Here is a 16333-nt window from a genome sequence, read left to right on the forward strand (position 1 = left end):
AAACCCGCCGAAAGGCGGGTTTTTCTTCAAGGGCCGATCAATTACTTGATCTTGGCTTCCTTGTAGATCACGTGCTTACGCACGACCGGATCGTACTTCTTGATCTCGATCTTGTCGGGGGTGGTGCGCTTGTTCTTGTCGGTGGTGTAGAAGTGGCCGGTACCGGCGCTGGACACCAAACGGATCAGGTCACGCATGATTTTCTCCTTAAACCTTTTCGCCGCGGGCGCGCAGCTCGGCCAGAACGGCGTCGATGCCACGCTTATCGATGACGCGCATGCCCTTGGCGGAAACGCGCAGACGCACGAAGCGCTTCTCGGACTCGACCCAGAAGCGGTGATGCTGCAGGTTCGGCAGGAAACGACGACGGGTTTTGTTGTTCGCGTGGGAAATGTTGTTCCCGGTTACCGGACCCTTACCGGTAACTTGACAGACTCTCGACATGCCTCAGCCCTCTAAACCACATGCCCAACCCGGCATGGGTTGGCCGCTTGAATTCACTTGTCAGTTCGGCGCTCAGCGCCACGTTTCATGGGGGTCTTACCGGTCACGTTGCGCACAAAGATACCGGGCCCCTAGAAAAGAGCGCTGCTTTATATCAGAAAGCCCCCCGAGCAACAAGCGCGGGATGGTTTTTCCGGCCTGGCTGCGATGGACGGAACGGGCTGCAACGGAAGCGCCATTCCATGCCCTGCCTGCCTCTATATGCAGGCCGAGGACAGGGTGCGGCGCCCGGACGATCTGCTATCGTTCGCCACCCACTGTTCAGCCGCCGCACGAGCCCACCATGATCGACGCCGCCGACGATTCCAGCCAGCCCAAGGACCGCAAGTTCGTCGAGGCCCTCTCGCGTGGGCTGGAGGTGTTGCGCGCATTCACCCACGGCTCGGTGGTGCTGGGCAACCAGGACATCGCGCGCATTACCGGGCTGCCCAAGCCCACGGTCTCCCGCCTGACCTACACGCTGACCCGGCTCGGCTACCTCAGCTACTCGCAGCAGCTGGAGAAGTATCAGCTGGACTCCGGCGTGCTGGCGCTCGGCTACGCCTACGTCTCCAACCTGCGCGTGCGCCAGCTGGCCAAGCCGTACATGGACGAGTTCGCCCGACGCACCAACACCACGGTCGGCCTGACCTGCCGCGACCGGCTGTCGATGATCTATGTCGAGAACTGCCGCCCGGCCGACGTCACCACCCTGCGCATGGATGCCGGCGTGCGCCTGCCGCTGGCGACCACCGCCGCCGGCCGCGCCTTTCTCGCCGCCACGCCGGAACAGGAGCGCGAACACCTGTTCGCCGCGCTGGCCGCCAAGTACGGCGACGGCTGGCCCGCCATGCACGCCTCGCTGCTGAGCTCTTTCGCGGAGTTCGAGCAGCACGGCTTCTGCCTCTCGCTCGGCGACTGGGACCGCAATGTCATGGCTGCCGGCGTGCCGCTGCGCCTGGCCGACGGCAGCATCATGGCGCTGACCTGCGGAGCGCCGTCCTTCCAACTGACCGAAGACACCCTGCGCACCTCGCTGGCCCGCCAGCTGGAGATGCTCGCGCGGGATATCGAGAGTCTGGGCGTCTGATCCCGCTCGACCGGCCCACCAGCCGGCGCTAGGCGCGCACGCTGTCCCAGGCGATCTGCGCCAGCAGGTCGCGATGATCGGCCAGCGGGCGTTTGCTGCGCCCGGCCAGCCAGTTGCGCGCCATGTCCTGCGCCGGGCCGATCACCACCGAGACGAAGCACTCGCCGGGAATCGCCTTGAACGCGCCGGCCTCGCGATGCCTGCGCAGCACCGCGCCGATCCGCTCGCCATGGCTGCGGTTGACCTCGCGCAGCTGGTCGCCCAGCTCGCCGGCCTCCACCCGTCCGCGGTTGTGCAGGACAAAGCGCGCCCAGTCCGGGTTGGCCACCACCCAGTCGATATAGCTGGTGACGAACAGCTTCACGCAGGCCTCGGCGTCCAGCGTGTCGATCAGTCCCGCTTCCAGCAGCGCGGCGTACTCGCCGATGCCCTCCAGATAGAGCGCGGCGATGATCCGCTCGCGGTTGCCGAAGTGGTGATAGAGGCTGCCGATGCTGGCGCCGGAGCGATCGCGGATCATCTCGATGGTGGTGCCGTCGACCCCGGATTCGGTGAAACAGGCCAGGGCGGCCTGGAGAATCTCCTGCTTGCGACTGCTGCGGGCCATGCGCGCTCCGATACTAGAATAATTTTCTAGAACAATTTTCCGAAGGCCCTATACTGCCACGCACCCGTCGCCTCGGAGAACAACAATGACCGCACCCGAATTCCAGCCACGCACCCTGGAAAACCGCAAGGGTCGCCCGCTGGCCAGCCGCTGGTACGCGCCGCGCGGCGAGCCGCTGGGTGCCGTGCTGATCGCGCCGGCCATCGGCGTGCCGCAGCGCTTCTACCGTGACTTCGCCAGCTGGCTGGCCGAGCGCGGCTATCTGACCGTCACCTTCGACTACCTGGGCATCGGTGAGTCGCTGCCCGGCTCGCTACGCGCGCTGGAGGTGAACGTGAGTGACTGGGGTCGCGATGATGGCAGCGCGGTGCTCGATGCGGTCGCGGCGGCCGCCGGCGATCTGCCGCTGTTCTGGCTGGGCCATAGCCTGGGCGCGCAGATCCTGCCACTGGTGGAAGGACACCAGCGCATCGCGCGGATCATCACCGTCGCTGCCGGTAGCGGTTACTGGCGCGACAACAGCCCGCAGATCCGCCGGCAGGCCTGGCTGCTGTGGCACGGCCTGGCGCCGGTGCTGACGTCGCTGTTCGGCTACTTCCCGGGCAAGCGCATCGGCGCGGTCGGCGACCTGCCGGCCGGGGTGATCCGCCAGTGGCGGCGCTGGTGCCTGCATCCGGAGTACCTGGTGGGCGCCGAGGGCGAGCCGATGCAGCGCGCCTTCAACGCCGTGACGACGCCGCTGGTGTCGCTCTCGTTCAGCGACGACGAGATGATGTCGGCGCAGAACACTGCCTCACTGCACGGCTTCTACCGCTCGGCGCCGAAGACCATGCACCGCATCGGGCCGCGCGATGTCGGCGTGGAGCGCATCGGCCACTTCGGTTTTTTCCGTCCGGCGCTACGCGAAGCGCTGTGGGAGCCGCACCTGCTGCCGGCGCTGACGCGGGCCTGATTCGCCGGGCGTAGGGTGGAAAACTCGCACCGCGATTTTCCACCGGCTCGGTGTAGATCGGTGGAAAAGCCTTCGGCGTTTTCCACCCTACGGCCGGCCGCCGCCTTCAGGCCACCTGCAGCAGCTGCGCATAGGCCTTGAGGTGATGATCGTCGTCACCGAACTGGTGGGCGATCATCACCAGGCGCTTGGCGTGATGGGCGAGGTTGTATTCCCAGGTCATGCCGATGCCGCCGTGCAGCTGGATGGCTTCCTCGGCCACCTTGCGCGCGGCGCGGGCGCAGATGTATTTGGCGGCGGCGATGATGCGGCGGCGCTCGTCGTTGTCTTCGCCATCGGCAAAGGTCGCAGCGAGGATCGCCATGCTGGTGGCCTGCTCCAGCTCGGTCTGCATGTCCACCATGCGGTGCTGCAGCACCTGGAACTTGCCGATCGGCACGCCGAACTGCTTGCGCGTCTTCAGGTAGTCGAGGGTCAGCTTGCAGGCCTCGCCCATGCTGCCGAGGGCATCGGCGCACTGCGCGGCGATGGCGCGGCCCTGCTGGTAGCGCATCGCGGGCAAGGCATTGCCCAGCTTGCCAAGCAGCGCCTCGGCGCCGACCTGCACGTTGTCGAGGAACAAGTCGCAGCCCTTGCGCCCGTCGATGGTTGGGTAGACGCGACGACTGACGCCTTGGGCGTTCGGATCGATAAGGAACAGGCTGATGCCGGCTTCGTCGCGGCTGTCACCGGAAGTGCGCGCGGAGACGATGATCTGCCCGGCGCTGTGCCCGCCGATGACCACAGCCTTGCGGCCGTTAAGACGATAGCCGCCGTCGACCGCCTCGGCCTTGGTCTGTACATCGTTCAGGTTGTAGTGGCTCTGCGGTTCGTCGAAGGCGACCGCCAGTTGCAGCGAACCGGCGGCGACCTGCGGCAGCAGGTCCTGCTTCTGCGCGCCGGAACCGAGCTGGTTGATCAGGCCACCGGCGAGGATCACCGATTGCAGATACGGCTCCAGCGTCAGGCCGCGACCCAGCTCGGTCATCACCAGCATGGTTTCCACGCCGCTACCACCAAAGCCGCCGATGTCCTCGGAGAACGGCACCGCGGTCAGGCCCAGCTCACCCAGCTGCGACCAGAATTCGGCGGAAAAGCCCAGCTCGGACTCGCTGAACTTCTCGCGCTGTTCGAACGGGTAGGCGTCACGCACCAGACGCGCCGCGGTGTCTTGCAGCATCTGCTGCTCTTCGGTCAGTTTGAAGTCCATGGCGTTGCCCCCTTACAGCTCGAGAATCATCTTCGAGACGATGTTCTTCTGGATTTCGTTGGAGCCGCCGAAGATCGACAGCTTGCGCATGTTGAAGTAGTCGCCGGCCAGCGACGCGCTGTAGTCGGCGTGCAAGAGCTCACCGTCGTAGTCCAGCTGCAGCTCCTCCTCGAGGAAGGGCAACGCGTAGGGACCGATGACCTTGCGCAAGAGGTGAGTGATCGCCTGACGGATCTCGGTGCCCTTGATCTTGAGGATCGACGACTCGGCGCCGGGTACGCCGCCCTCCTTCGCTGCCGCGAGGATGCGCAGGGTGCTCATCTCGATGGCCATCAGCTGCATCTCGACCTCGGCGACCTGAGCGCGGAACAGCGGGTCTTCGAGCATCGGCTTGCCGTCGCAGACTTCCTGCATGGCGATGCGCTTGAGATGCGCCAGCACCGCCTTGGACGAGCCGATGCCGGCCAGGCCCGTGCGCTCGTGGGTCAGCAGGTACTTGGCGCAGGTCCAACCCTGGTTTTCCTCACCGACAAGGTTTTCCACCGGCACGCGGACATTGTCGAAGAAGACTTCGTTGACCTCGTGGTCGCCGTCCAGGGTGATGATCGGCCGCACACTGATGCCCGGGCTCTTCATGTCGATCAGCAGGAAGCTGATGCCGCGCTGCTGCTGGGCCTCGGGGTCGGTGCGCACCAGGCAGAAGATCATGTTGGCGTGCTGACCGAGGGTGGTCCAGGTCTTCTGGCCGTTGACCACGTAGTGGTCGCCATCACGCACGGCGCGGGTCTTGAGGCTGGCCAGGTCGGAACCGGCACCGGGCTCGGAATAGCCCTGGCACCACCAGTCCTCGCCGGAGAGGATGCGCGGCAGGTAGTGGTCGATCTGCTGCTGGGTGCCGAACTTGATGATCACCGGGGCGACCATGTTGACGCCGAAGGGCACGGTACGCGGCGCCCCGAAGGCGGCGCACTCCTCGTCGAAGATGTGCTTTTCCACCGGGCCCCAGGTGGTGCCGCCCAGCTCCACCGGCCAGCCCGGCGCATACCAGCCGCGCTTGACCAGGATCTGCTGCCAGCGCTGGTGATCTTCCTTGGACATGTGCTTGCCGAGCTTGACCTTGGCGGCGATATCCGCCGGCAGCTCGCTTTTCAGGAAGGCGCGCACTTCGTCGCGGAAGGCGAGCTCTTCGGCCGTGTAGTTGACGTTCATGCCTGTTCTCCTGAGTGATGCGCGGGCTGCCAGCCCGAAAAGGTCCGCCCCTCGGCGGCCAGCTTTTCCAGCAGCGGTGCCGGTTTCCACCAGTCGCCGCAACGTGCGTGCAGTTCCTTCACCGTGGCCAGCACCTTGTCCAGGCCGACGCTGTCGGCATAGAACATCGGCCCGCCGCGCCAGGCCGGGAAGCCATAGCCGTTGAGGTAGATGAGATCGATGTCGCTGGAGCGCTGGGCGATGCCTTCCTCGAGAATCTTGGCGCCCTCGTTGACCAGCGCGAAGATGCAGCGCTCGACGATGTACTGCTCATCCAGCGCCTTTCGCTCGATGCCTTTTTCCCGCGACGCGGCTTCCAGCATCGGCGCGAGTTCGGGATTCTCCAGCGGCGTGCGGTTGCCGGGCTCGTAGCGGTAGTAGCCGACGCCGGTCTTCTGCCCGAGCATGCCGGCGGCACAGAGGCGGTCGGCCACCGTCGGGAACGTCAGGTGCGCCGGCAGGATCGCGCGCTGGCGCTTGCGGATCGCCTGGCCGATGTCCAGGCCCGACAGGTCGCGCACGGCGAACGGCCCCATGGCCATGCCGAACGTGCGTAGCGCGCCGTCGACCTGCCGCGGCGTGGCACCTTCCTCCAGCAGGAATTCCGCCTCGCGGCCGTACTGGAACAGCATGCGGTTGCCGACGAAGCCGTCGCAGACGCCGACCACCACCGCGACCTTCTTCAGGCGCTTGCCGATGGCCATCGCGGTGGCCAGCACCGCGTGGCTGGTCCGCGCGCCGCGCACCACTTCCAGCAGGCGCATGACGTTGGCCGGGCTGAAGAAGTGCAGGCCGACCACGTCCTCGGGGCGCCGGGTGAAGGCGGCGATCTGGTTGAGGTCGAGCGACGAGGTATTCGAGGCGAGGATCGCGCCGGGCTTGCATACCGCATCGAGCCGCTCGAAGACCTGCTGCTTGACGGCCATGTCCTCGAACACCGCCTCGACCACCAGATCGACCTCGGCCAGCGCGGCGTAATCGGTGACGCCCGCGATCAGCGCCAGACGCCGCTCCATCTCCGACTCGCTCAGGCTGCCGCGCCGGACACTTACGGCACAGGTGTCGCGGGCGCGTTGCAGCGCACGCTGCAACGCTTCCTCGCCGACCTCCAGCAGCTTCACCGGCACGCCGGCGTTGGCGAAGCACAGGGCGATGCCGACGCCCATGGTGCCGCCGCCGATCACCGCCGCCGTGGCGATCTCCCGCGGGCGGCTCGCGGCCGGCAGATCGGCAATCTTGCTAGCCTGGCGTTCGGCGAAGAAGGCATGCACCAGTGCCGCGCGCTGCGGCGAATGCAGGCATTCGAGGAACAGCTGACGCTCGCGCTCGAGCCCTTCGGCGAGCGGCAAACGGGTCGCGGCATCCACCGCGGCGATGCAGCGCAGCGGTGCGAACAGGCCGGGCGTGCGCTTGGCCACCTCGGCGTGCCGGGCGGCGATCAGCTCGGCGCTGTCGGTGCCGGGCACGCTCAGCTCACCGGTGCGGCGCGGGCCGCGGCCCTCGTCGAGCAGCCGCTGCACGTAGGCCAGCGCGGCCGCGCGCGGGTCACCGTCGAACAGTTCATCGACGATGCGATGCTCCAGCGCCTCGGCCGCGCCGATCGGCTGACCACCGACGATCATCTCCAGCGCCTTGGCCACGCCGGCCAGCCGCGGCAACCGCTGGGTACCGCCGGCGCCGGGCAGCAGGCCGAGCTTCACTTCCGGCAGGCCGACCTTGGCGTCCGCACGGGCGATGCGGTAGTGGCAGCCCAGCGCCACTTCCAGCCCGCCGCCCAGCGCCGTGCCGTGGATCGCCGCGACGCAGGGCTTGGTGCAGGCCTCGATGGCGGCGATGACTTCCGGCAGCGCCGGCGCCTGCGGCGGCAGGCCGAACTCCTTGATATCGGCACCGGCGAAGAAGGTGTTGCCGGCGCAGACCAGCGCCACCGCGCGCACCTCGGCGTCCGCCTCGGCGGCGCGCAGGGCGTGCAGCAGTCCCTGACGGACCGCCACGCCGAGCGCATTGACCGGTGGGTTGTTGACCGTGACGAGCGCGATGGCGCCCAGTCGTTCGAGCCGTACGACGTCCGTCATGCTGGCCTCCGCTGTACTGATTGGATTTGTTATTTCACGGAATCATGTTTCGCACTGCAGAATATGCGAGTCATTTATTCGTGTCGATAGCACGCGCAGCCCAGGAAAAATAGACGCCCGGCCGCGCGCCGTGGCGGCTCGGCGGCAGCAAGATGAGCGTTATTGACCCACTGAATAAGGCGCCACAGGGGCGCCGCGGCTCAGCCCTGAATGGTGTGGCGAGGCGCGCGGGCCAGCAGCGCGGGGTCGAGACGCAGCAGGCGCACGCTGCGTTCGTCTGCCAGACGGCTCGCATCGGCCTCGGCCGGCAGTTCGAGCAGCAGGCGTGCGAGGTTGAGGACCAGCGCCTCACGGCGCAGCACGCCGGCGCCCAGCGCGTAGTAGGCGCTGATCACCTGGCGCAGCTCCAGCGGCAGGCGCCAGTGCGCGCGCAACGCCGAACCGAAGCCCGCGGCACGTTCGCGCAGACTGCGTTGCACGGCCGCCTCGTCCAGCTCGCCACCGCTGTCGAGCCACTCCTGCAGGCTGCGCAGCAGTGTCAGTTCGCCGAGGTTCTGCAGCAGGCCGGCGGTGTAACACAGCGCCTCATCAAGCCGGAGCTGATGCGCCAGCCAGCTCGCCAGGCGCGCGGTGCGCAGCGCCTGGGCGCCGTGCTGCGCGGTCAGCTCGGCCAGTCGCGGCTCGGCCAGCCAGGCGTTGTGCTGCAGCGCCAGCTCGGTCACCAGTTGCTGGCTGCGCAGCGTACCCAGACGCTGCTGCGCCTGCGCCAGGCTCAGACAGGGCGTCGTCTGCTGGGCGTCGCTGGCATTGGCGAGGCTGATCAGCCGCGCGGTGGCCTGCGGATCGCGCGCCAGCAGCTCGGCCAGCTCGCCAGGGTCCTGATCGCCACCCTGCAGGCGCTGCAGGGCCTGCAGCAGCGGTTGCTGCAGCGGCGCGCCACGGTTGTGCTGGCGCATGCGTTCGAGGAAGTGGTCCAGGCTGTCCGGCTCGGCCACGGCCACCACGCCGCCGCCGGCCGAGCGCGGCAGCAGCCGGTCCAGGCGCCGGCGCAAGTCGTCGAGATCGTAGGGCTTGCCAAGATAGGCCGCCGGCGCCAGCGGCAGCACGGTGCGCACGCTCGCGGTATCGGTGCGCGCGCTGATCAGCACGCACGGCAGCCGCTGCGTTGGTCCGTGCCGGCGCAGCTCGCGCAGCAGCTGGCGGCCGTCGAGGCCATCGAGTTCGCCATCGACGATCAGCAGGCTCGGCACCTGACGCTTGCAGGTCGCCAGCGCCGCATGGCCATCACCCACCGGCACCACGCGCGTGCCGGGACGCAACGCACGCACCAGCTGGCACAGCTGATCCGCCCGCCAGGGCTCGTTGTAGGCGACGAGGACGAAGGAAACTTGGGCCGAGATGCTCACTGCGCTGCTCGCTGGAAGACACTGCCAGCCTAGCAAGCGGACGGGCAGCTGCAGCGCGTCGCCGATGACAGGCAACGACGCGCGGGGCAGCGATTCTGACCGTATAGATGGCAAAGAGCCAGCCCGCCGGACGGGACGGGCTGTCGCAGGCTAGAGCGCCATGCAGAGGTACTTGATCTCCAGGTAGTCCTCGATGCCGTACTTGGAGCCTTCGCGGCCGAGGCCGGACGACTTCACCCCACCGAACGGCGCCACTTCGGTGGAGATCAGTCCGGTGTTGATGCCGACCATGCCGTACTCCAGCGCCTCGGCGACGCGGAACACCCGGCCCAGGTCGCGGGCATAGAAGTAGGAAGCCAGACCGAACTCGGTGTCGTTGGCCTTGGCGATCACCTCGGCCTCGTCCTTGAAGCGGAACAGCGGAGCCAGCGGGCCGAAGGTCTCTTCCTTGGCCACCTTGGCGCTGTCCGGCACATCGACCAGCACGCTCGGCTCGAAATAGCTGCCGCCCAGCTGATGCGCCTGCCCGCCGGCGACCAGCCGCGCGCCCTGGGCGACGGCATCCTCGATGTGTTCGCGCACCTTGGCGGCGGCGCGGTCGTCGATCAGCGGGCCGACGTCGGTGCCCTCCTCCAGGCCGTTGCCGACCCGCAGCTTGGCCACCGCCGCCTGGAATTTCTCGGCGAAGGCGTCATACGCGCCGTCCTGCACGTAGATGCGGTTGACGCACACGCAGGTCTGCCCGGCGTTGCGGTACTTGGACTGCATGGCGCCCTTGACCGCCTCGTCGAGGTCGGCATCGTCGAAGACGATGAACGGCGCATTGCCGCCCAGCTCCAGGGAGACTTTCTTGATCCCCGGCGCGCACTGCTCCATCAGCTTGGCGCCAACTTCGGTGGAGCCGGTGAAGGAAATCTTGCGCACCTTGGGGTTGGCGGTCAGCTCGTTGCCGATGTCGCCGGCCGAGCCGGTGACCACGCTGAGCACGCCCTTGGGAATGCCCGCACGCTCGGCCAGCGCGACCAGCGCCAGCGCCGAGAATGGCGTCTGCGAAGCCGGCTTGATCACCATGGTGCAGCCAGCGGCCAGCGCCGGGCCGGCCTTGCGGGTGATCATCGCCGAGGGGAAATTCCACGGGGTGATCGCCGCGGTCACGCCGATCGGCTGCTTGATGACAATGATGCGCTTGTCTTTCTGATGGCCGGGAATGGTGTCGCCGTAGATGCGCTTGGCTTCCTCGGCGAACCACTCGATGAAGGAGGCGGCGTAGGCAATCTCGCCCTTGGCCTCGGCCAGCGGCTTGCCCTGCTCCAGCGTCATCAGGCGACCGAGATCGTCCTGGTTTTCCATCAGCAGCTCGAACCAGCGGCGCAGCTTCTGCGAGCGCTCCTTGGCGGTCAGCTCGCGCCAGGCCGGCAGCGCGCGCTCGGCGGCATCGATGGCGCGGCGGGTCTCGGCGGCGCCCATCTTCGGCACCGTACCGAGCGTCTCGCCGGTGGCCGGGTTGTTCACGCTGATGGTCTGGCCGCTGTCGGCATCCAGCCAGGCGCCATCGATATAGGCCTGCTGGCGGAACAGCGCGGGGTCTTTGAGTTGCATGGCGGTCTCCTCGGACATCGTAGCGGCAGGCCCGCTGCGGAAAGTTTGGCTAACGCGGCGATGATCTGAACCGTCCTCGGGCGTCCGGTTCCTGCCGCGGCGTTACGGCGAATGGTCATGCTAGGACCGCGGCCAGCCGGCGGGCAAGTTCATGGCGCGCGGCGTTGTCCCGCCATTGACCGGTCTGATACACGGGCGCGTCTGTTACGCCTTGTTACCCATTGCCCGCCACCCCGCGCGGTATAGTCACGCGCCGGCGGCCAGGCCGCCGCATCCCGTTGACCGATAAATGGAGCTATTCGTGAAAGCATTGATGACAGGCGTCGCGACTGCCGTTCTGCTGCTCAGCACCGCCGCCCAGGCGCAGTTGAAACCGGAAGAAATGGTCGAAACCCGCCAGGCCGGCTACCAGTTCATGTCGTGGAACATGGGCAAGATCAAGGCCCAGGTGGTCGACGGCGAGGAGCCCTACGACCAGGCCAAGGTCGCCGCCGCCGCCAACGCCATCGCCGCCATCGCCAACTCCGGCATGGGCAGCCTCTACAGCCCGGACACCACCACCGCGCAGCTGGGCGACAAGACCCGCCTGAAGCCGGAGTTCTTCCAGAACCTCGACGAAGCCGGTCGCATCGGCCGCAACTTCACCGCCGCCGCCAACCACCTCGCCAAGGTGGCCGCGGAAGGCGATCAGGCCGCCATCAAGAAGGCCTTCGGTGATGTCGGCGGGAGCTGCAAATCCTGCCACGACAAATTCCGCGCCGAGTAAAGCGCTGCGGCCGGCCGGTCGCCTGCCGCGACCGGCCGTGCCTCCTACCAGTCCAGACTGGGCGCCGCCGCGGCGGGCACCGGCTGCATCCGCTCCGCCACCGCCTGCACCGCCCATACGCTCCCCAACGCCACGATAACCGCCAGCGCGGCCGCCAGCGGCGAGCCACCGCGGGCATCGTGCTGCGCGGGATGCTCGCGTCGGGCACGACCGCCGATCATCGCGCGCACCAGCGGCTTGCGCCGGACCAGGCCGTACCAGCCGATCGCCGTCAGATGCAAACCGATCAGCGCCAGCAGCAGCCACTTGGTCTGGCGATGCAGGCCGCTCAGCCAGTCGCTGGTCGCGCTGTCGACCAGCGCATAGAGCGGCCCCTGAAAGGCGATGTCGTCGGTCGCCAGCAGACCGCTCACCACCTGGAAGCCGACCAGTCCCAGCATCGCCAGCACCGAGAACGCGCCGAGCGGGTTGTGCCCGGCCTCGCGCCAGTTGTCCTGCAGGTAGTCACGCACGCCGAGCGTCGCTGCAAGAATCCGCGACCAGCGCGCATAGGTGGAACCGACGAAGCCCCACAGCAGGCGGAACACCAGCAACCCCAACACCAGCAGACCGAGACGGCCGTGCCAGACCATCAGGTTGCCGCCGATCCAGCCGGTGACGATGGCGGCCGTTACCGACGCGGCGAACAGCCAGTGAAAGATCCGCAGTGGCGCATCCCATAGTTTGATATGACCCACGTGCCCCCCTCAGCAATCCGAACAGGCACGGCCGGCGCGGCCGTGCGGTCGCAAGGGTAACAGCCGTCCGCAGCGCCGGCAGCCATCCGGCGGTCGCACTGCGTCGCGCCGACAACGGCGCCCCGGCCGGCATGGACGCCTGCGGAGGACATGCGTATGATTGCGCCCCGCAACGCATCCGTAGCTCAGCTGGATAGAGTACTGCCCTCCGAAGGCAGGGGTCGTGGGTTCGAATCCCGCCGGATGCGCCATCTCTCCCGCCGCTGGTTTGCCTGAAGCCAGCGCCGCGCTCAGCAGCACTTCTTCCCGTTCCCGAACCCATCACCCGTCGCATCGCGGCCGGTGCGCAGCGGCGTGACCATGCCCGCCGGTGCGGGCATGGTCTCACTTGCCGTGCCGCTTATTGCACGCTGCAGACGCGATTGCGGCCCTGGGCTTTGGCCTCGTAGAGCGCGCGGTCGGCGCGGTCGATCAGGCTGGCGACGGTTTCGCCGGCGTTCAGCTGCGCGACGCCCAGCGACAGCGTGATCGGCCCCACCTCCGGATGCGGCGAACGTTCGATGCGTGCGCGAATCCGCTCGGCCTGCTCCATCGCGGCACGCAGCTCGCAGTGCGGCAGGATCACCATGAATTCTTCGCCACCCCAGCGCACCACGCCATCGGTCGCCCGCACGCAGGCGCGCAGCAGGCGCCCGACGCGCTCCAGCACGCGGTCGCCGGCCGGATGGCCGAAGGTATCGTTGATCGCCTTGAAGTGGTCGATATCGGCCAGGATCAGCCCGAAGGGCGCACCACCCTCGCGCGCGCCGATATAGGTGCGTTCGAGCAGGCTTTCGCCGCCGCGGCGGTTGTACAGCCCGGTCAGCATGTCCAGCGAGGCTGCATCGCGCAGCGCCTGTTCGTGGCGCACGCGCGCCGTCAGGTCGCGAATGATGCTGACGAAATGGGTGCGGTTGTCGTCGCGGCCGCGCACCGGCGAGATGGTCTGGTCGGCATGAAAGATGTGACCGTCGCGGTGGCGATCGGCGAAGGTCGCATGGAATGGCCGCCCGGCGCGCAGACTCTCGTAGAGGTCGGCGTAGAAGGCGTCGTCGTGTTCCCCGGAGCGCAGGAACGCCGGGGTGCGACCGAGGACTTCAGCCACCGCGTAGCCGGTCATGGCCTCGAAGGCCGGGTTGGCGAACTCGATGATGCCGTTCTCGTCGGTGATCAGCACCGCGTCATGCGAGGCGGCCAGCGCCTCGAAGAGCAGCTGGCTGGTGTGCTGCGCCGCGACCAGTTCGGAAAAGCCGCGCTGCACCGACACGTAGTGGGTGACGGTTCCTTGCGCATCGCGAATCGGCGAGATGTTCCATTCGACCCAGTACGGCTCGCCGTCCTTGCGGTAATTGACCGTCGAACCGTGGAAGAAACGCCCCTCGTGCAGGCACTGGCGCAGCTCGTCGAGCACGTCGCGGTCGGTCAGCGGGCCCTGGAGGATGCGCGGCGTCTGGCCCGCCAGCTCTTCGGCGCTGTAGCCGGACAGCGCGCAGAACGCGGCGTTGGCATAGAGAATCCGCGGCCCGTGCGGCGCCGGTTGCGCATCGGTGATCAGGACCGAGTTGAAGGCCTGCTCGACTGCCTGAAGCAGCAGCTGCGGCGAGATTGCATCGGGGATGGCCTTCATGGCTTCACTCTGGCGGCAGGAACAATGCGCATTCTAAAGGCAGGCCAGCGTGACGCACTTGATCGACACGCACCTGCCACTCATCCATTAGGCGTAGGCGAAGCGCGCCGCGGATTAATCATCCGTTGCCCTGCAAGCCCGCGCCGCCTGCGCTCAGCGGCGGTGGATCGCCCGCGCCGCGTTAAGAATGCAGCGCGTCAGCTCCGGTACCGAGAACTTGGTGAGAATCTCGTTGGCGCCCACTGCCTTCGCCCGGTCGGTGCTGATGGTGCTGTCCAGCGAGGTGTGCAGCAGCACATAAATACCGGCGTAGGTCGGATGCTGGCGCAGCGCCTGGGTGAAGGCGTAGCCGTCCATCTCAGGCATCTCGATGTCCGAGACCACCACGTTGATTTGCTCCGGGCCGCCGTGCAGCTCATCGAGCCTGGCCAGCGCGGCGCGCGCGCCGGTGACGGCATGGCAGGTCACGCCCAACTGGCCCAGCGCAGCCAGCGACATGCTGCGCGCGACCTGGCTGTCGTCGACGATCAGCGCGCGCGTCTCGGTGAGCAGCTGCGCATCCTCGACGTTCAGGTCGGACAGATCGGCTTCGGCCGAAGCCGGCGAGATGTTGTGCAGCACCTTTTCAATATCCAGCACCTGGATCAGCTCGCCATCCACCTCGGCGGTGCCGGTGATGAACGAGCGCCCCTTGGCGCCGTAGGGCGGCGGCAGGATCTTCGAGGTGGCGCAGCTGACGATCCGCGCCACCGCCTGCACGTGCAGGCCGTGCTTCTGCCGGCTGATCTCGGTGACCACCAGGCAGCCACCGCGCGGGTCCTCCAGTGGCGCCATGCCGATCGCCTGGCTTAGGTCGATCACCGACAACGGCTCGCCGCGCAGAGTCGCCACGCCTTCGATGTGCGGATGCGCCTCGGGCAGCCGCGTCAGCCGCGGCATGGGGATGATCTCGCTGACCTTCAGCAGATTGATCGCCATCTGCTTGCCGCTGCGCAGCGTGAAGAGAAGAAGCGACAGTGAATCGGCGGTGTAGGAGTTGCTCATGTCTTGCCCTGCGACTGCGTTGGCCGATGGCCGTTGCGCGGGTTATCGGCACGCCTTGGATTTCTTGCAGTCCGGCGATGCGCTTTGCCTGCCGTTCGGCGGCTGTCATCTGCCGGACGATGAATGGTCGGCCGTGCATCATGCCTCAATGTCACAATGACATCACTGTCCAGCCCTACCCCGCACCACCACGAGCTCACCTCCATGCACGCCGACATCCGCTATTCCGTCATTCTCGAACGCACCGGGCAGACGCTGCTCGCCCAGGCCGATCTGCAGCAACTCGAAGCCTTCTGGGACGCCCACGATGCGGAGTACGTCGGCCTGCGCATCGAGGACGAGCAGAGCCGCCACCCGCGGGTGATCGTTACCGACCAGCTGCCCGCCGAGGAAGACGCCGATCTGGTGTGACGACGCGGCGCTGCCGCGCCACGTCGGCGGCAGGCGGTTTACTTGTCGCGATCGATATTGAACGGCGACCAGGCCTGACGCGTCGGCATCACTTCCAGGCGGTTGATGTTGATGTGATCCGGCAGGGTTGCGACGTAGAAGATCTGCTCGGCGATGTCCTCGGCGGTCAGCGGCGTGGTGCCGCGGTAGAGCCGGTCGCTGGCGTCCTGATCGCCCTTGGTGCGCACCAGGGTGAATTCGGTTTCGGCCATGCCCGGCGCGATGTCGGTGACGCGCACGCCGGTGCCGAGCAGGTCACAGCGCAGGTTGTAGCCGAACTGCTCGACGAAGGCCTTGGTCGCGCCGTAGACGTGGCCGCCCGGATACGGCCAGTGGCCGGCCACCGAGCCGATGTTGACGATGCTGGCGCCCTTGCCGGTGGCGATCAGCGTCGGCAGCAGGGCGTGGGTGACGTTGACCAGGCCGGTGATGTTGGTGTCGATCATGGTGTGCCAGTCCTGCAGGTCGACCTGCTGCGCTGGCTGCGGTGCCAGTGCCAGGCCGGCGTTATTGACCAGGCAATCGATCTGGCTGAACTCGCTGGGCAGCTGCTCGACCACCTCCTTCACCGCGCCGGCATGGCGCACGTCGAGGGTGGCGATGTGCACCGGCACCTTCGCCGACAGCTCGCTCTGCAGCGCTTCCAGGCGCTCGCTGCGCCGCCCGGTGAGGACCAGCGCCCAGCCGGCCTCGGCGAAGCGGCGGGCAGTGGCGCGGCCGAAGCCGGAGGTGGCGCCGGTGATGAATACGATCTTCTGTTTCATGCTCTTCCTCTTTCTCTTCAATGCCTGACGGTCGCGTAGACGACGCGCCAGCACGGGACGCAATGACGGCGTCCAGCTTAGGGGGCCGCGCCGCGAAGGCAAAGCGCCGCGTGCGCTGATCGCGCGCCAGCCGGCCGCCGCTGCGCTGACCATCGAAATTTCACCGAATGGTCATCGCAGGTTCACGGACGCTTAGC

General features: G+C 67.4%; 16 protein-coding genes and 1 tRNA gene. 5 read left to right on the top strand and 12 right to left on the bottom strand.

Annotated features, from left to right (window positions below):
* Positions 1–41: 41 nt before the first annotated feature.
* Complete coding sequence (gene rpmG / locus U8L64_RS18625) at positions 42–197, bottom strand: 50S ribosomal protein L33 (protein WP_014854577.1); 156 nt, start codon at positions 195–197, stop codon at positions 42–44.
* A gap of 10 nt (positions 198–207) precedes the next feature.
* Positions 208–444, bottom strand: a complete 237-nt coding sequence (rpmB, locus tag U8L64_RS18630) for a 50S ribosomal protein L28 (RefSeq protein ID WP_003290799.1) — start codon at positions 442–444, stop codon at positions 208–210.
* Positions 445–787: 343 nt separating this feature from the next.
* On the opposite strand from rpmB, the gene U8L64_RS18635 reads away from it, so the two are divergent.
* Complete coding sequence (locus U8L64_RS18635) at positions 788–1573, top strand: IclR family transcriptional regulator (RefSeq protein ID WP_077682313.1); 786 nt, start codon at positions 788–790, stop codon at positions 1571–1573.
* Positions 1574–1601: 28 nt separating this feature from the next.
* On the opposite strand, the gene U8L64_RS18640 is transcribed toward U8L64_RS18635, so the two are convergent.
* Positions 1602–2180: a TetR/AcrR family transcriptional regulator gene (locus U8L64_RS18640; protein ID WP_043295080.1), complete on the bottom strand. Its 579-nt coding sequence runs from the start codon at positions 2178–2180 to the stop codon at positions 1602–1604.
* An 85-nt stretch (positions 2181–2265) separates the two neighbouring features.
* Here U8L64_RS18640 and U8L64_RS18645 point away from each other — a divergent pair, with 85 nt between their 5' ends.
* Complete coding sequence (locus U8L64_RS18645; RefSeq protein WP_333398467.1) at positions 2266–3132, top strand: alpha/beta hydrolase family protein; 867 nt, start codon at positions 2266–2268, stop codon at positions 3130–3132.
* 106 nt (positions 3133–3238) lie between these two features.
* Here U8L64_RS18645 and U8L64_RS18650 read toward each other — a convergent pair whose 3' ends face one another.
* The 5 genes from U8L64_RS18650 to gabD all read right to left on the bottom strand — a co-directional run bounded on the left by U8L64_RS18650 (position 3239) and on the right by gabD (position 10709).
* On the bottom strand, positions 3239–4381 hold the full coding sequence (locus U8L64_RS18650; RefSeq protein WP_333398468.1) for an acyl-CoA dehydrogenase family protein: 1143 nt from the start codon (positions 4379–4381) through the stop codon (positions 3239–3241).
* Between the two features lie 12 nt (positions 4382–4393).
* A complete protein-coding gene (locus U8L64_RS18655) occupies positions 4394–5590 on the bottom strand; it encodes an acyl-CoA dehydrogenase family protein (RefSeq protein WP_237262832.1) in 1197 nt (398 codons plus the stop codon).
* Positions 5587–7704: a 3-hydroxyacyl-CoA dehydrogenase NAD-binding domain-containing protein gene (locus tag U8L64_RS18660; RefSeq protein WP_333398469.1), complete on the bottom strand. Its 2118-nt coding sequence runs from the start codon at positions 7702–7704 to the stop codon at positions 5587–5589. The genes U8L64_RS18655 and U8L64_RS18660 overlap by 4 nt, the downstream gene beginning before the upstream one ends.
* Positions 7705–7904: 200 nt before the next feature.
* The gene (locus U8L64_RS18665; protein ID WP_333398470.1) at positions 7905–9110 is read right to left on the bottom strand and encodes an HDOD domain-containing protein; all 1206 of its coding nucleotides are present in this window, start codon (positions 9108–9110) and stop codon (positions 7905–7907) included.
* A 150-nt stretch (positions 9111–9260) separates the two neighbouring features.
* Entirely contained in the window at positions 9261–10709 is a 1449-nt protein-coding gene (gene gabD / locus U8L64_RS18670) for an NADP-dependent succinate-semialdehyde dehydrogenase (RefSeq protein ID WP_333398471.1), read from the bottom strand.
* Positions 10710–11022: 313 nt separating this feature from the next.
* Between gabD and U8L64_RS18675 the strand changes: the two genes are divergently transcribed.
* Positions 11023–11475: a c-type cytochrome gene (locus U8L64_RS18675; protein ID WP_077682320.1), complete on the top strand. Its 453-nt coding sequence runs from the start codon at positions 11023–11025 to the stop codon at positions 11473–11475.
* Positions 11476–11519: 44 nt separating this feature from the next.
* Here U8L64_RS18675 and U8L64_RS18680 read toward each other — a convergent pair whose 3' ends face one another.
* A complete protein-coding gene (locus tag U8L64_RS18680) occupies positions 11520–12212 on the bottom strand; it encodes a cytochrome b/b6 domain-containing protein (RefSeq protein ID WP_273526652.1) in 693 nt (230 codons plus the stop codon).
* A 174-nt stretch (positions 12213–12386) separates the two neighbouring features.
* Here U8L64_RS18680 and U8L64_RS18685 point away from each other — a divergent pair.
* Positions 12387–12463, top strand: a tRNA-Arg gene (locus tag U8L64_RS18685).
* A gap of 149 nt (positions 12464–12612) precedes the next feature.
* On the opposite strand, the gene U8L64_RS18690 is transcribed toward U8L64_RS18685, so the two are convergent.
* Both U8L64_RS18690 and U8L64_RS18695 read right to left on the bottom strand, forming a co-directional pair.
* Complete coding sequence (locus U8L64_RS18690) at positions 12613–13878, bottom strand: sensor domain-containing diguanylate cyclase (RefSeq protein WP_077682321.1); 1266 nt, start codon at positions 13876–13878, stop codon at positions 12613–12615.
* Positions 13879–14031: 153 nt separating this feature from the next.
* A complete protein-coding gene (locus U8L64_RS18695; RefSeq protein ID WP_333398472.1) occupies positions 14032–14922 on the bottom strand; it encodes a chemotaxis protein CheV in 891 nt (296 codons plus the stop codon).
* A 204-nt stretch (positions 14923–15126) separates the two neighbouring features.
* Here U8L64_RS18695 and U8L64_RS18700 point away from each other — a divergent pair, with 204 nt between their 5' ends.
* A complete protein-coding gene (locus U8L64_RS18700; RefSeq protein WP_054094303.1) occupies positions 15127–15333 on the top strand; it encodes a hypothetical protein in 207 nt (68 codons plus the stop codon).
* A 38-nt stretch (positions 15334–15371) separates the two neighbouring features.
* On the opposite strand, the gene U8L64_RS18705 is transcribed toward U8L64_RS18700, so the two are convergent.
* Positions 15372–16136, bottom strand: a complete 765-nt coding sequence (locus tag U8L64_RS18705; RefSeq protein ID WP_054094302.1) for an SDR family oxidoreductase — start codon at positions 16134–16136, stop codon at positions 15372–15374.
* Positions 16137–16333: the final 197 nt, after the last annotated feature.

This window comes from Pseudomonas sp. FIP_A4, assembly GCF_036701605.1.
Taxonomy (GTDB): Bacteria; Pseudomonadota; Gammaproteobacteria; order Pseudomonadales; family Pseudomonadaceae; genus Stutzerimonas; species Stutzerimonas phenolilytica.

Bases quoted from the DNA above. Each gene is read 5' to 3' on its own strand.
- U8L64_RS18695 (WP_333398472.1), bottom strand. From the start codon at position 14,922: ATGAGCAACTCCTACACCGCCGATTCACTGTCGCTTCTTCTCTTCACG.
- gabD (WP_333398471.1), bottom strand. From the start codon at position 10,709: ATGCAACTCAAAGACCCCGCGCTGTTCCGCCAGCAGGCCTATATCGAT.
- U8L64_RS18700 (WP_054094303.1), top strand. From the start codon at position 15,127: ATGCACGCCGACATCCGCTATTCCGTCATTCTCGAACGCACCGGGCAG.
- rpmG (WP_014854577.1), bottom strand. From the start codon at position 197: ATGCGTGACCTGATCCGTTTGGTGTCCAGCGCCGGTACCGGCCACTTC.
- U8L64_RS18640 (WP_043295080.1), bottom strand. From the start codon at position 2,180: ATGGCCCGCAGCAGTCGCAAGCAGGAGATTCTCCAGGCCGCCCTGGCC.
- U8L64_RS18705 (WP_054094302.1), bottom strand. From the start codon at position 16,136: ATGAAACAGAAGATCGTATTCATCACCGGCGCCACCTCCGGCTTCGGC.
- rpmB (WP_003290799.1), bottom strand. From the start codon at position 444: ATGTCGAGAGTCTGTCAAGTTACCGGTAAGGGTCCGGTAACCGGGAAC.
- U8L64_RS18645 (WP_333398467.1), top strand. From the start codon at position 2,266: ATGACCGCACCCGAATTCCAGCCACGCACCCTGGAAAACCGCAAGGGT.
- U8L64_RS18650 (WP_333398468.1), bottom strand. From the start codon at position 4,381: ATGGACTTCAAACTGACCGAAGAGCAGCAGATGCTGCAAGACACCGCG.
- U8L64_RS18690 (WP_077682321.1), bottom strand. From the start codon at position 13,878: ATGAAGGCCATCCCCGATGCAATCTCGCCGCAGCTGCTGCTTCAGGCA.
- U8L64_RS18655 (WP_237262832.1), bottom strand. From the start codon at position 5,590: ATGAACGTCAACTACACGGCCGAAGAGCTCGCCTTCCGCGACGAAGTG.
- U8L64_RS18660 (WP_333398469.1), bottom strand. From the start codon at position 7,704: ATGACGGACGTCGTACGGCTCGAACGACTGGGCGCCATCGCGCTCGTC.
- U8L64_RS18635 (WP_077682313.1), top strand. From the start codon at position 788: ATGATCGACGCCGCCGACGATTCCAGCCAGCCCAAGGACCGCAAGTTC.
- U8L64_RS18675 (WP_077682320.1), top strand. From the start codon at position 11,023: ATGACAGGCGTCGCGACTGCCGTTCTGCTGCTCAGCACCGCCGCCCAG.